Below are 14,174 nucleotides of genomic sequence, written 5' to 3'. Positions count from 1 at the left end.
GGAGGGGTCTATCTCCGCGCTAAGAGCCGCCGCTGTGCGGCGGTTGCGCTCCGAAACGCGCCTGCGGGCGCAGTGACCCCTCCTTGCTGCCTTGCGGTTGCGACGGGCTTTATAAACAGATAACGCAGGGGCGGGGTATGCCCCGCCCGCGACCTGACGGCAATAACAACATTACGGGTCATTTGTAGGCACGGCTACTATGCCGCCCGCAGCAGCCATCCCGGCAATGCAACCCAACGGGCAAACGGCACGGGTCGCCCCTACACATTCCATAGACTAAGAACGTGATTCCTTGACACGCTGTCGCGTCGAATGATGCGGGGTTGAAATTTATTGAAAAAACCTCCGCTTTGCCCCTTGACAACGGCTTCCACCTGTGGTAAACTATTGCTTGTAAAAAAAGCAGCAACCGGCAGTAGGCCGTCGGCTCACCTTGAGAGTTCGCAAAACTCCGGGTCATACCCAGTACGCACACAAAGTGCGCTATTTCGTATGTACGGCGGCTGCTTTTATGGCAGCCGCTTTTATCATTTATCAGACACTTGTGGGAGGTGTATTCCAATCGCCAGCAACAGCAATTCCAAGGAACTGGAAATCAATGAACAGATCCGCGACAAGGAAGTCCGCGTGATCGGCGCAGACGGCGCACAGCTCGGCATTATGAGCCCGCGCGATGCCCTGCGTATGGCTATCGATAAGGACCTTGACCTGGTCAAGATTGCCCCGACGGCAAAACCGCCGGTATGCAAGATCCTGGACTACGGCAAGTACCGTTTCGAGCAGCAGAAGAAGGAAAAGGAAGCCAAGAAAAACCAGAAAGTGGTTGAAATCAAGGAGATCCGCCTGTCTTTGAACATTGATACCAACGACTTTAACACCAAAGTGAACCAGGCTGCCAAGTTCTTGCAGCAGGGCCACAAACTCAAGGTAAGCATCCGGTTCCGCGGCCGCGAGATGGCACACACCAGCCTGGGTCTGGATGTGCACAATCGTTTTGCCGAGGCGTTGGCAGGCAAGGCTGTCATCGACAAGCAGCCCAAGCTTGAGGGCCGCAGCATGATGATGTTCATGTCTCCCGCACCCAACAAGTAAAAAGCAACTCTTTAGGAGGAAACAACAATGGCTAAAATGAAGCTCAAGACCCTTTCCGGCGCCAAAAAGCGTTTCAAGATGACTGCTTCCGGCAAGATCAAGCGCAATGCATCCAAGCGCCGTCACATCCTGACCAAGAAGACCACCAAGTTGACCCGTGGTCTGCGTATGCCCAAGTACGTCGACAAGACCAACGAGGCAGCCGTTAAAAAGATGATGCCCTACGGCGGCTAATCTGTAAACACTTAGGTCAGAACAATTACCAGAGTAATAAAAGGAGATATAAACCATGGCTCGTATTAAAGGCGCTACCATGACGCACAAGCGTCGTGCTAAGACTCTCAAACTCGCAAAGGGCTACTACGGTGCTAAGTCCAAGCACTTCCGCATGGCCAAGCAGGCCGTCATGAAGAGCGGTAACTACGCTTTCGTCGGCCGTAAGCAGAAGAAGCGTGAGTTCCGCAACCTGTGGATCACCCGCATCAACAACGCTGTTCGTGCTCAGGGCATGAACTACTCCACCTTCATGAACGGCCTGAAGAAGTCCGGCATCGAGCTGAACCGCAAGATGCTGAGCGAGATGGCTATCCACGATCCCGCCAGCTTCACCGCTTTGGTCGAGACCGCCAAGAAGGCCCTGTAATAACCGCAAAAAAGACTCACGCGCACGCGTGAGTCCTTTTGTGTTTAAGGGGCAAATGAATTTCCCGCACAAAAATATTGATTTTACCGGAAAGGGGCGCTACAATGGAAGCAGCCATCACCAGCCGCGACAACGCCAAAATCAAATTTGCCTGTGCCGTGCGCGACAGCGAAAAACGCCGCGCGCAGGAGGGGCTTTTCTTTGCCGAGGGGCCCAAGCTCTGCCTGGAGCTTGCCAAAAGCTGCAGCCCCCGCATGGCCTTTGCCACGGCGGCGGCGTTGGCCAAAACCCCCGCGTTAAGCGCCCTGGACCCCGCCGAAATTGCGCCCCATGTGGCCGAAAAGCTGGCGGGTACCAAGTCCAGCCAGGACGTTTTTGTGCTGTTTGAAACCCCTGCCCCCGATGCATCGGCCTTGCAGACGGCGCGGCGTATCCTGGCGCTGGAGGGCGTGCAGGACCCCGGCAATGTGGGCACCCTTTTGCGCAGTGCGGCGGCCTTCGGCTTTGATGCCGTGCTGCTGGGCGCAGGGTGCGCGGCACCGTTTTCGCCCAAGACGCTGCGTTCCTCCATGGGGGCGGCGGGGCGTCTGCCCGTGGTGCAGACCGAAAATCTGCCCGCTGCCCTGCAAACGCTGCGCAGCCGCGGGGTGACCTGCTTGGCCGCGGCACTGTATCATTCTGTTGCGCTGGACGAGGCCGGCAGCGATTTCCCGCAGGGGCTTTGTGTGGTCATCGGCAGCGAAGGGCAGGGACTTACGCAGGAAACGATCGATGCCTGCGATCTGGCGGTGCGCATCCCCATGACCGACAGGGTCGAAAGCCTGAACGCCGGTGTGGCGGGCAGCGTGCTGCTGTGGCAGTTTCGCGGGGTGTAAGCTATGGACAAGACACTGGCGTGGCTTTGGCTGGCCGAGGCCGTGGGCACGGCGTTTCCGGCCGCCAAGGAGCTGCTGGAACTGTACCCCGACCCCGAACAGCTTTACGAGGGGCTGCGTCTGGGCAGCGAGGCACCGCCCCTTTGCCTGAGCGATGCGGCCGCTGCCAAGCTGTGCGACACCACCCCCTTTGACTACGAGGAACGCTACGACCACTGCCTGCTTTCGGGCGTGGAGATTTTGACCCCCGACGACCCGATGTACCCCGCGCGTCTGCTCGATTTGCCCGATCTGCCGCTGGTGCTGTACGCCACCGGTGACATCACCTGCCTGAACGGACGGCGCTATGTGGGCATGGTCGGCACCCGCCGCCCCGGTGCTTACGGGCGGCAGGCGGCCTATGACCTGTCACTGGAAATGACAAAGCAGGGCGTGGTCATCGTAAGCGGCCTGGCCGACGGGCTGGACAGCGAGGGACACCGCGCCGCCGTGCAGGCGGGCGTACCCACGGTGGCGTTTTTGGGTACCGCCATCGACAAAACCTACCCCGCCGCCAACGGCGCCCTGCGGCAAAAGCTGCAGGATTGCGGCGGTGCGGTATGCAGCGAATACCCGCCCGGTTACCCTGCCAAGATGAAGGGTACCTTTTTGGAGCGCAACCGCCTGATTGCCGGCATGAGCGAGGCACTCTGCGTGGCGGAAGCGCGCACCCGCAGCGGAACGCTGAACACCGTGGGACACGCCCACCGCTACGGCCGCCCCGTGTTTGCCGTGCCCGGCAGCATTTACAGCCCCCTGAGCGAGGGCACCAACGAGCTGCTGCGCACCCACCGCGCCGAGCCGCTTTGCAGCGCCGCCAACGTGCTGGAAACACTGGGCTTGCAGACCAAGCCGCAAAAGACAAAGCACAAGAGCAGCTTTGATGCGTCGGCGGTCAGCGCCGATGCCAAGCGCATCTATGCTTGCCTGAGCCAGACCCCGCAAAGCGTTGAGGAATTGTGCACCGCTGCCGGGCTGAACGTGCCGCAGGCGGCCGCCGCGCTGGTGGAACTGGAAATTTTCGGCGGTGCCGAAAAGCAGCAGGGCGAGCGCTATATAGCCAAGTAAATCCCCGTGGGCGGCTCGGCTGCCCGACGGTACAATATAAAGAGGTTTTTCAATATGCCTAAAAAGCCAAAACTTGTCATTGTGGAATCCCCCGCCAAGGCCAAGACCATCGGCAAATATCTGGGCCGCGGCTACAAGGTGACCGCCAGTATGGGACACGTCCGTGACCTGCCCGCCAGCAAGCTGGGCATCGACGTGGAAAATAACTACGAACCCAAATACATTACCATCAAGGGCAAGCAAAAGCTCGTCAAGGAATTAAAAGCAGAAGCCAAGCAGTGCGACGGCGTTCTGCTGGCAACCGACCCGGACCGTGAGGGCGAGGCCATCAGCTGGCATCTGGCCAACATTCTGGGGCTGGACCCCGCCGCGCCCAACCGCGTGACCTTTGATGAGATCACCAAAAAGGGTGTGCAGGAGGGCATGGCGCATCCCCGCGCCATCAATATGGACCTGTTCAATGCCCAGCAGGCGCGGCGCGAGCTGGATCGCCTGGTGGGCTACAAGCTCAGCCCGTTCCTGTGGCGCAAGGTGCGCCGCGGCTTGTCTGCCGGGCGCGTGCAGAGCGTCGCCGTGCGTCTGATCCGCGACCGTGAACTGGAAATCGAGCGCTTTGTGCCCGATGAATACTGGAACATCGACGCCGTGGTCTACCCCAAGGGGGCGGCCAAGAGCGCCTTTACTGCGCGTCTGGCCGCTGCAGCGGACGGCACCAAGCTGACCGTGACTGACAAGCAGCAGGCGGATGCCATCACCGCCGCGCTGGACGGCAAGGAATATGTCATCACCAAGCTGGAAAAAGGCAAGCGCCGCCGCCAGCCCGCGCCGCCGTTCATCACCTCGACGCTGCAGCAGGACGCCAGCCGTGCCTACGGCTTTTCCGCCACCCGCACGATGCGCGCCGCCCAGACCCTGTACGAAGGCGTGGACATCGCCGGGCACGGCACCGTGGGTTTGATCACCTATATGCGTACCGACAGCCTGCGCATTGCCGACGAGGCTGCCGCCGCCGCCAAGGGCTTTATCGCCAACCGCTGGGGCGAGGACTACGTCTGCAAGACCCAACGCAAGTGGAAGTCCCGCTCTGCCACGGCAGCGCAGGACGCCCACGAAGCCATCCGCCCCTCTATGCCCGAACTGACCCCCGACGAGGTCGAGCAGAGCATCAGCGGCGACATCGCCAAGCTGTACCGCCTGATCTGGAGCCGCTTTATGGCCAGCCAGATGGCGGACTGCGTGCAGGACACCGTGTCGGCGTCCATCACGGCGGGGGACTACCTGTTCCGTGCTTCGGGTTTCCGCGTGGCATTTGACGGTTTTACCGCCCTGTACGAGGAATCCACCGACGAAAAGCAGAAGAAGGAAACTGCCCTGCCCCCGCTGGAGGAGGGTCAGGTCCTGCAGCTGCGCTCACTGACGGCTGACCAGAAATTCACCCAGCCGCCGCCGCTGTACACCGAGGCCACCCTCATCCACGCGCTGGAGGAAAACGGCATCGGACGTCCCTCGACCTATGCGCCCATCATTACCACCATTGTGGATCGCGGCTATGTCGAGAAGGATCAGAAAAAGCTGAAAACCACCCCCTTGGGGCAGGCGGTCAACACCGTCATGCTGGAACAGTTCCCCAACATTGTGGACGTAAAATTCAGCGCCGATATGGAGAAAAAGCTTGACGTTGTCGAAGCCGGCAAGGAGGACTGGGTCAAGGCTGTGGACGAGTTCTATCAGGGCTTTGCCAAGAGCCTGGACGAGGCTGAAAAAAACATGGAGGGCAAGCGCGTCAAGGTCGAGGATATCCCCACCGATGAAATTTGCGACAAATGCGGCAAGCCGATGGTCATCAAGTCCGGACGGTACGGCAAGTTCGTTGCCTGCTCCGGCTTCCCTGAATGCCGCAACGCCCACCCCATCGTCAAGGATACCGGCGGTATCTGCCCGCTGTGCGGCGGCCATATGCTGCTGCGCAAAAGCGCGAAGGGACGCATTTATTACGGTTGCAGCAAGTACCCGACCTGCAACTTTATGACCTGGGACGAGCCTGTGCCCGAAAAATGCCCGCAGTGCGGCAACACCCTGTACAAGAAAAAAGGGCAGCTTTACTGTGCCAAAGAGGGCTGCGGATTTGAAAAGCCCGTTGAAAAGAAATAAACCCCATGGGAGTCTATATGCAAGTAACTGTAATTGGTGCCGGGCTTGCCGGTTCCGAGGCCGCCCTGTGGCTGGCCGACCGCGGTGTGCAGGTCACACTGTATGACCAAAAGCCGCAGAAATTTTCCCCCGCGCACAAAAGTGCCGGCTTTGCCGAACTGATCTGCTCCAATTCCTTGAAGGCCGAGCGCCCGGATTCCGCCTCCGGTCTGTTAAAATTGGAGATGAAGGCGATGGGCAGCCACCTGCTCACCGCCGCCGAGACCGCCCGCGTGGCGGCAGGTGGGGCTCTGGCGGTGGATCGCGATGTGTTCAGTGCCGCCGTTACCGAGATGGTGGAGCGCCACCCGAATATCACCGTCCGGCGCGAGGAAGTTACCGAACTGGACGAGTCTGCGCCCGTGCTGGTTGCCAGCGGCCCCTTGACCGAGGGGGCACTGGCTGCCGCCATTGCCGGGTTGACGGGCGACCATCGTCTGAGCTTTTTTGACGCTGTGGCGCCCATTGTCACCGCCGAAAGCCTGGATTACAACAAGGTGTTTGCCGCCTCCCGCTACGGCAGGGGAGAGGCCGACTACCTGAACTGCCCCTTTAACAAGGAAGAATACGAGAACTTCCACGCCGCCCTGACCGCCGCCGAGCGCGCCCCGCTGCACGATTTTGACGGCGACCTGACGGTGTATGAGGGCTGTATGCCCATTGAGGTCATGGCGGCGCGCGGGGCGGATACCATCCGCTTCGGCCCCTTGCGCCCCGTGGGTCTGCGCGACCCCAACACCGGGCACCGCCCCTGGGCGGCTGTGCAGCTGCGCGCCGAAAACACCGCCCGCACACTGTATAATCTGGTCGGTTTCCAGACCAACCTCAAATGGGGCGAACAAAAGCGGGTATTCCGCATGATCCCGGGTCTCGAAAATGCCGAATTTGTGCGCTACGGCGTTATGCACCGCAACACCTTTTTGGAAAGCCCGCGTGTGCTGAACGCCAAGCAATACTTAAATGAACACCCCAACGTATTTTTTGCGGGGCAGATCACCGGCTTTGAGGGCTATATGGAAAGCGCCGCCAGCGGCCTTTTGGCAGCACGGCAGATTTTTGCCCGCCTGAACGGGCGCGAGCTGCCCCCGCCCCCGCCCGCCACCATGTGCGGTGCGCTGCTGGAATACATCACCACCCCCAACAAAGACTTTCAGCCGATGGGTGCGAACATGGGCATTTTGCCCCGCACCGCCGAAATTGATGCCATCCGCGACAAGCGCGAGCGCTATGCCGCGCTTTCGCAGGCGGCGCAGGATGCCATGAACGAATGGGTAAAGGAGTATGACGTATGAAAATTCTCGTAGATGCCATGGGCGGTGACAACGCCCCTTTGTGTGTTTTGCAGGGCGCAGCACAGGCAATGGCCGAGTTTGGTGACGGCATGGAGCTGGTCCTGCTGGGCGAGCAGGCTGCCATCGAAAGCTGTGCCGTACAAAATAACATCGATTTGACGCGGTTTACCGTCATTTCCTGCACCGAGAACATCACCATGGAGGACGACCCCGTCAAGGCCGTTCGCCACAAGACCGATTCCGGCATGGTCAAGGCATTGACGATGCTCAAAAACGGCGAGGCCGACGCCTTTGTGTCCGCCGGTTCCACGGGTGCGCTGCACGTCGGCACCAGTTTGATCGTGCGCACCGTCAAGGGCGTCAAGCGCCCTGCGCTGGCCACCCCGATGCCCGGCGCCAAGCAGAACTTCCTGCTGCTGGACTGCGGCGCCAACGTCGAGTGCCGCCCCGAGATGCTGAACGCCTTCGGCACGATGGGCAGCGTCTACGCCGAAAAGGTCATGGGCCGCACCCAGCCCAAGGTGGCGCTGGTCAACAACGGTGCCGAGGAAACCAAGGGTACGCCCACCTACCGCGAGGCACATCAGCTGCTGAAGGCCAACCCCTGCATCAGCTTTGCGGGCAATATCGAGCCGCGCTACATTATGGACGGCGACGTGGACGTTGTGGTCTGCGACGGTTTTGTGGGCAATGTGGTGCTTAAATTGAGCGAGGGCGTCGCCAAGACCCTGCTGGGTATGCTCAAGAAAATTTTCCTCAAAAACCTGCTGACCAAGCTCAGCTATCTGGGCATCAAGGGCGGTCTGGGTGAGCTGAAGCGCATGATGGACTCCGAGGAGGTGGGCGGCGCACCGCTGCTGGGTGCCGCCAAGCCGGTCATCAAGGCGCATGGCTCCAGCCATGCCAAGGGCATTAAGAACGCCATCCGTCAGGCCAGGCTCTGTGTAGAAAACGATTTGTGCGGCACCATGCAGGCCGCACTGGCCGAGACCGCAAAAGCCACGCAAGAATAACAGAAAGTGTGAAGATAGATGTCCCACAAACCCGAAGAACTGCAGCAGGTGCTGCACTATACCTTTAAGAATCCCGCGCTGCTGCGCATTGCGCTGACCCACACCAGCTTTGCCAACGAGAGCAAGGTCCCCACCACCCACAACGAGCGGTTGGAGTTTTTGGGCGACAGCGTGCTGAGCGTGGTGGTCGCGGACCATCTGTTCCACCAGTCCAAACGCCCCGAGGGCGAGCTGAGCCGTATGCGCGCCAGCCTTGTCAGCGAGGAGGCACTGTTCCAGTTTGCCGAGGAAATCCACCTGGGCGAGTACCTGCGCCTGGGTCACGGCGAGGAACTGGGCGGCGGCCGCACCCGCCCCAGCGTGGTGTCCGATGCGTTTGAGGCGGTCATCGCCGCCTTGTATCTGGACGGCGGCTTTGAGGTGGCGCGCAATTTCATTATGCCCTTTATCACCGAGGGCAAGACCGCCGAGGATGACTACAAGACCCGTCTGCAGGAGGTCGTGCAGCAGGACCCCGACGCGGCGCTGCGCTATGAGGTCGTGGGCGAGACCGGCCCCGACCATGACAAAAAATTTACCGTCAGCGTGTGGCGCAACGGCGCCCATCTGGCGGACGGCATCGGCCGCAGCAAAAAGGCAGCCGAGCAGAACGCCGCCAAAAAAGCCCTGGAAAAACTCAAGCAGGGCTGAGACAACACCGCTTCTGTTTTTCAATGAGAAAGGTTTACTGAATGCGCCTTAAAGAACTGGAAATACAAGGCTTCAAATCTTTCCCGGACCGCACCAAAATTACCATCGGCACCGGCATCACCGGCGTGGTAGGCCCCAACGGTTCGGGCAAGTCCAATATATCCGACTCCATCCGCTGGGTGCTGGGCGAGACCAGCTCCAAGCAGCTGCGCGGCAGCGGCAAGATGGAGGACGTCATCTTCGGCGGCACCCAGACCCGCGGCGCTATGGGCTATGCCAGCGTGGCACTGACCATCGACAACAGCGACCACGGGCTGGATATGGACGCCGACGAGGTCACCATAGGCCGCCGCTATTACCGCAGCGGCGAGAGCGAATATTCCATCAACGGGCAGAGTGTCCGTTTGAAGGATGTCTATGAACTGCTGCTGGATACGGGTCTGGGCCGCGATGGCTACGCCATCGTCAGCCAGGGCCGCATTGCCGAAATCGTCGGCGCGAAATCCTCGGAACGGCGTGAAATTTTTGAGGAAGCCTCCGGCATTGCCAAGTACCGCTACCGCAAAAACGAGGCCGAGCGCCGTCTGGCGGCTGCCGAGGGCAATCTGGAACGTCTGCGCGACATTCTGGGCGAGCTGGAAAAGCGCGTCGGACCCCTGAAGCGTGACAGCGAAAAAGCCCAGCAGTTTTTGCAGCTTTCCGAAAAGCGCAAAACGCTGGAGATCACCCTGTGGGTCGATGCCATCCGCCGCGCCAACGAAACGCTGCGCGACCAGCAGCGCAAGTACGAGGCCGCCCAGGCAGACTATGACCGCCTGAGCCGCCAGCTGGACGCCTTTGACGAAAAAAGCGCGTACCTGCGCGAGGAAACGCAGCGCCTGATGCTGGATATCGAGCAGGCGAACGCCGATATCCGCACCGTGACCGAGCAAAACGCCGGCAGCGAAAGTGAAATCGCCGTCTTGAAAAACGAGAGCGAACACAGCCGTTTCCGCATTGACGAGGCAACGTCGGAATTGCAGCGCGCCGGGCAGGGCAGGGAAGCCATCGAGCAGGAAACCGCCGCCCACCGCGCCGCCATCGATACCCTGCGCACCGCCCTGTCGGAGCTGGACAAGGGTGTGGCCGCCCTGCGGGACGAGCTGCACGCGCTGGAAGAAAAAGCACTGCAAAGCGGGCAGCGGCGCGACGTTGTGGACGCCGCCATGGCGCGCCTGCAGGACGCCGCCACCGCCGCCAAGGTCAAGGCTGCCGCCGCGCAGTCCGCCGGGGCTGCCGCCGCCGAGCGTTTGGCCAACGCCCAAACCCGGCGGCAGGAGCTGGACGCCGAAACGGCGCAGACCGAGGAGCTAAAAGCCCGCGCCGCCCGCCGCGTCAAGGACGCCGAGGAAGCAGTGACCCGCAACGACAACATCAAGGCGGGCTTAAAGCTCAAGCTGGAAAGCCGCCGCCGTCAACAGGCGGAGGCCGCCGACGCGCTGCAAAAGGCTGACAGAGAGCGCTCCAACGCCGCCCAGCGCATCCACATTCTGGAAGATCTGGAGCGCAATATGGACGGCTATCAGCAAAGCGTCAAGGCGGTCATGCGTGCCGCCGCCGGCCGCCGTCTGCGCGGCGTAATCGGCCCTGTGGCGGGCATTTTGACCGTGCAAAAGGGCTATGAGATCGCCATTGAGACCGCCCTCGGCTTTGCCTTGCAGAACATCGTGGTCGAGGATCAGGGCTGCGCCCGCGCTGCCATCGCCTTTTTGAAGGACGAGCGCGCCGGACGCGCTACCTTCCTGCCGCTGGACACCGTGCAAGGCTCCCGCTTTACGGGGCGCCTTTCCGGAACGGCGGAGGTTGCCGCCGACCTGGTCAAAACGGACGCAAAATATCAGCATATCATCGACAATTTGCTGGGGCGCATCATCGTGGTCGAGGACTTGACCGAGGCATCCGCCGTGGCGCGCGACCTCGGCTACCGCAACCGCATCGTCACGCTGGACGGGCAGGTAATCAACGCGGGCGGCTCCTTCACCGGCGGTTCGACTGCCCGCAGCGTCGGCGTTTTCAGCCGCAAGCAGGAGCTGGACGAGCTGCGCAAGCGGCTGACCAAGCTGGACGAAGCCCACGCCGCCGCCGAAAAGGAACTGGCCGCCCGCAAGGCAGAAGCTGACAATCTGGCTGCCCAGCTGAACGGCGCCGAAGCGGAGGGTATGACCGCTGCGTCCGAGCGTCTGCGCGCCGGGCTGGATTTAGACCGCCTGAACGCGGCCTCCGCCCAACTGGCCGAGACGGCCCGCGCACTGGAAGCGGAGATCGCCGCCCAGACCGCAGCCCAAGCGGCAAGCGCCGCCACCGAGGCCGAGGCCGAGAAAGCCCGGCTGCAGGCGGAAACCGAGCTGGCTGCCTACGCCGCCGAGCTGGCAGAATTGGGCGAGAGCGCCGGCAGCCTGACCGCCGAGCGCCAGCGCATCAGCGATGAGCTGGCAGAAAAGCAGATGCAGCGCCTTGCCGACGAAAAGGACATCAGCCTGCATGAGACCGCGCTGGAAGGGCTGCAAAGCCGCACCGGCGAAGCCGAGGCCCGCGCCCGCGAACTGAACGCCGCTATTGATGCGGCCAAGGCAAAGATTGAGGCTAACGAGCTGAAAATCACCGAAATTGAACGTGTGCGCGGCGAAAACCTGCAAAAAATCGCAGCGGCGGAGCAGCTTATCCGCACCGCCAACGCCGCCCGTATGGAAAAAGAGGCCGAGTCCGCCCGCCTGGCCCAGGAAAACCGCAGCCTGACCGACGAGCGCGAGCGCATGAGCGGCGAAATGGCCCGCCTGGCCGAGCGCCGCACCGCCGCCGAGACCGAACTGAACGACACCAACGCCAAGCTGTGGGACGAATACCAGCTGACCGAGTCCGAGGCGCGCGCCCTTTGCGTGGAGTTTGACACGCTGACCGAACTGCGCCGCCAAGTGACGGAGGTACGCGGAAAAATCCGCGCCTTGGGCAATGTCAACGTCGGTGCTATCGATGAATATAAGGAGGTCAAGGAACGCTACGACTTCCTGAAAGCGCAGGTTACCGACGTCGAAAAGGCCAAGAGCGAGCTGACCAAGATGATCGCCGAGCTTTGCAGCGAAATGCAGGAACTGTTCACCACCAGCTTTAAGGAGATCAACCGCCATTTCGGCCAGATCTTCCGCGAACTGTTCGGCGGCGGCCATGCAAAGCTGTATCTTTCGGACGAGGAAAATGTGCTGGAATCCGGCATTGAGATCGAGGTTTCGCCCCCCGGCAAGGTCATTAAAAACCTGAGCGCCCTCTCCGGCGGTGAGCAGGCTTTGGTCGCCATATCGATTTATTTTGCCATTCTCAACGTCAATCCCGCACCGTTCTGCATTCTGGACGAGATCGAGGCCGCGCTGGACGACGTAAACGTCAACCGCTATGCCCAGTATCTGCGCCGTATGACCGAGAACACCCAGTTCATCGTCATCACCCACCGCCGCGGCACCATGGAGGCCGCTGACGTGCTGTACGGCGTCACCATGCAGGAGGACGGCGTTTCCAAGATTCTGCGCCTTGACCTCGAAAACGTCAGTGCAGATTTGATTTCGTAAAAAAAGGAGACTTTTTTGTGGGCTTTTTTGATTTTTTGAAGCATGATATCTCCGAGGAGGAATTTCAAAGACAGCAAAAAATGCAGCGCGGTCTGGAAAAAACCCGCACGGGCTTTTTTCAGAACATCGTCAACACGCTGACCAATGCGGAAATTGACGATGATCTGTACAATGATTTGGAAGAACAGCTCATTTTGGCCGATGTCGGCCCCGCCTGCGCCGTGCGTCTGGTGGACGAGCTGCGCGACGAAGTGCAGGAAAAGCACCTGAAAACGGGGCAGGAGGCGCTGGACGCCCTGCGCGCGCTGATTTGCCGCGAAATTACCCCCCGCTACCCGCTGGAACTGGACGGCAAGCCTGCCGTGATGCTGGTCATCGGCGTAAACGGCGTGGGCAAAACCACCACCATCGCCAAGCTGGCAGCCCTGTACAAAAATCAGGGGCGTAGGGTCATGCTGGCGGCGGGCGATACCTTCCGCGCAGCCGCCAGTGAGCAGCTGGAGCTGTGGGCGAACCGCGCCGAGGTGCCGCTGGTGCAGGCAGGGCAGGGGGCAGACCCCGCTGCGGTCATCTTTGACGCCGTCAAAAGCGCCACCGCCAAGGGCTATGACATGGTCATTGCCGACACGGCGGGTCGTTTGCACAACAAAAAGGGTCTCATGGACGAGCTTGCCAAAATTTCCCGCAGCGTCAAAAAGGCAAGCCCCGAAGCCAGTCTGGAGGTGCTGCTGGTGCTGGATGCCATCACCGGACAGAACGCCATCAGCCAGGCCGAGGAATTTGTCAAGGCCGCCGGTGCCACCGGCGTAGTGCTGACTAAGCTGGACGGTACTCCCAAAGGCGGCTGCGTCATCAGCGTGTGGGAAAACCTGGGTCTGCCCATCCGGTTTATCGGTGTGGGTGAACAGATCGACGACCTGATGGAATTTGATGCCGAGAGCTTTGTGCAGTCGCTGCTGCCGGGCCTGCCCGAACACGAACCCCAAACCAAGGAGGACGGACAATGATTATCTGTGCAGCCAGCAACAACCAAGGAAAACTCAAGGAACTGCGCCGCATTCTGGAGCGCATGGGTCATACCGTCAAGAGCCTGCGCGAGCTGGGCATTGACATTGACCCTGAGGAAACCGGCACCACCTTTGCCGAAAACGCCCGCATCAAGGCCGAGGCCTTCTGCAAGGCAAGCGGTCTGCCCACGGTGGCCGACGACTCCGGCCTGTGCGTCGACGCACTGCAGGGTGCCCCCGGCGTGTACAGCGCCCGCTATGCCGGCCACCACGGCGATGATGACGCCAACAACCAGAAGCTGCTGGGCGAAATGCGGGATATCCCCGCCGAAAAGCGCACGGGGCAGTTTGTGTCCGCCGTCTGCTTTATGCTGCCGAACGGGCAGGAGCTGACCTGCCTGGGCAGCTGCCCCGGCCACATTGCCGCCGGGCTGCAAAACGGCGATTACGGCTTCGGCTACGACCCGCTGTTTATCCCCGATGCCTGCGGCCTTGCCGACGGCAAGACCCGCCCCAACACCGAGAACCGCAGCTACGCCCAGCTGACCCCCGACGAGAAGGACGCCATCAGCCACCGCGGCCGCGCCCTGGAGGAAATGGAGCGCCGTCTGCCTGAATTTTTGCGTCAGAACGAGATATAACTAACAGAGAACAACAAGGAGAGTA

Annotated in this window: 12 protein-coding genes; all 12 read left to right on the top strand. The window is 61.0% G+C overall.

Annotated elements, in window-relative coordinates:
• Positions 1 to 492 precede the first annotated feature (492 nt).
• Complete coding sequence (gene infC / locus Q0I19_RS01305; RefSeq protein ID WP_294759594.1) at positions 493 to 1,092, top strand: translation initiation factor IF-3; 600 nt, start codon at positions 493 to 495, stop codon at positions 1,090 to 1,092.
• Positions 1,093 to 1,119: 27 nt separating this feature from the next.
• Positions 1,120 to 1,326 carry a 50S ribosomal protein L35 gene (gene rpmI / locus Q0I19_RS01300; protein WP_078783375.1) on the top strand — a complete coding sequence of 69 codons (207 nt, stop codon included), beginning with the start codon at positions 1,120 to 1,122 and terminating at the stop codon, positions 1,324 to 1,326.
• A gap of 55 nt (positions 1,327 to 1,381) precedes the next feature.
• Positions 1,382 to 1,735, top strand: a complete 354-nt coding sequence (gene rplT, locus Q0I19_RS01295) for a 50S ribosomal protein L20 (protein WP_294759592.1) — start codon at positions 1,382 to 1,384, stop codon at positions 1,733 to 1,735.
• Positions 1,736 to 1,839: 104 nt separating this feature from the next.
• Complete coding sequence (locus tag Q0I19_RS01290; RefSeq protein WP_294759591.1) at positions 1,840 to 2,610, top strand: RNA methyltransferase; 771 nt, start codon at positions 1,840 to 1,842, stop codon at positions 2,608 to 2,610.
• Between the two features lie 3 nt (positions 2,611 to 2,613).
• On the top strand, positions 2,614 to 3,717 hold the full coding sequence (dprA, locus tag Q0I19_RS01285) for a DNA-processing protein DprA (RefSeq protein WP_294759589.1): 1,104 nt from the start codon (positions 2,614 to 2,616) through the stop codon (positions 3,715 to 3,717).
• A gap of 54 nt (positions 3,718 to 3,771) precedes the next feature.
• Positions 3,772 to 5,868, top strand: coding sequence for a type I DNA topoisomerase (gene topA / locus Q0I19_RS01280; RefSeq protein ID WP_294759587.1), 2,097 nt, complete (start codon positions 3,772 to 3,774; stop codon positions 5,866 to 5,868).
• A gap of 17 nt (positions 5,869 to 5,885) precedes the next feature.
• The gene (trmFO, locus tag Q0I19_RS01275) at positions 5,886 to 7,199 is read left to right on the top strand and encodes a methylenetetrahydrofolate--tRNA-(uracil(54)-C(5))-methyltransferase (FADH(2)-oxidizing) TrmFO (RefSeq protein WP_294759584.1); all 1,314 of its coding nucleotides are present in this window, start codon (positions 5,886 to 5,888) and stop codon (positions 7,197 to 7,199) included.
• The gene (gene plsX / locus Q0I19_RS01270; RefSeq protein ID WP_294759582.1) at positions 7,196 to 8,212 is read left to right on the top strand and encodes a phosphate acyltransferase PlsX; all 1,017 of its coding nucleotides are present in this window, start codon (positions 7,196 to 7,198) and stop codon (positions 8,210 to 8,212) included. Before trmFO ends, plsX begins: the two co-directional genes overlap by 4 nt.
• A gap of 18 nt (positions 8,213 to 8,230) precedes the next feature.
• Positions 8,231 to 8,902 (top strand): ribonuclease III, encoded by a 672-nt coding sequence (gene rnc / locus Q0I19_RS01265; protein ID WP_294759581.1) that lies wholly within the window; start codon positions 8,231 to 8,233, stop codon positions 8,900 to 8,902.
• 41 nt (positions 8,903 to 8,943) lie between these two features.
• A complete protein-coding gene (gene smc / locus Q0I19_RS01260) occupies positions 8,944 to 12,501 on the top strand; it encodes a chromosome segregation protein SMC (protein WP_294759580.1) in 3,558 nt (1,185 codons plus the stop codon).
• Between the two features lie 80 nt (positions 12,502 to 12,581).
• On the top strand, positions 12,582 to 13,508 hold the full coding sequence (gene ftsY, locus Q0I19_RS01255; protein WP_294759624.1) for a signal recognition particle-docking protein FtsY: 927 nt from the start codon (positions 12,582 to 12,584) through the stop codon (positions 13,506 to 13,508).
• On the top strand, positions 13,505 to 14,149 hold the full coding sequence (rdgB, locus tag Q0I19_RS01250) for an RdgB/HAM1 family non-canonical purine NTP pyrophosphatase (RefSeq protein ID WP_294759578.1): 645 nt from the start codon (positions 13,505 to 13,507) through the stop codon (positions 14,147 to 14,149). The genes ftsY and rdgB overlap by 4 nt, the downstream gene beginning before the upstream one ends.
• Positions 14,150 to 14,174: the final 25 nt, after the last annotated feature.

The sequence above is a fragment of the uncultured Gemmiger sp. genome (genome assembly GCF_934561205.1).
Lineage (GTDB): Bacteria > Bacillota > Clostridia > Oscillospirales > Ruminococcaceae > Gemmiger.
The sequence above is the reverse complement of the archived record's forward strand: the minus strand, read 5'-3'. Positions and strand labels throughout refer to the sequence as shown.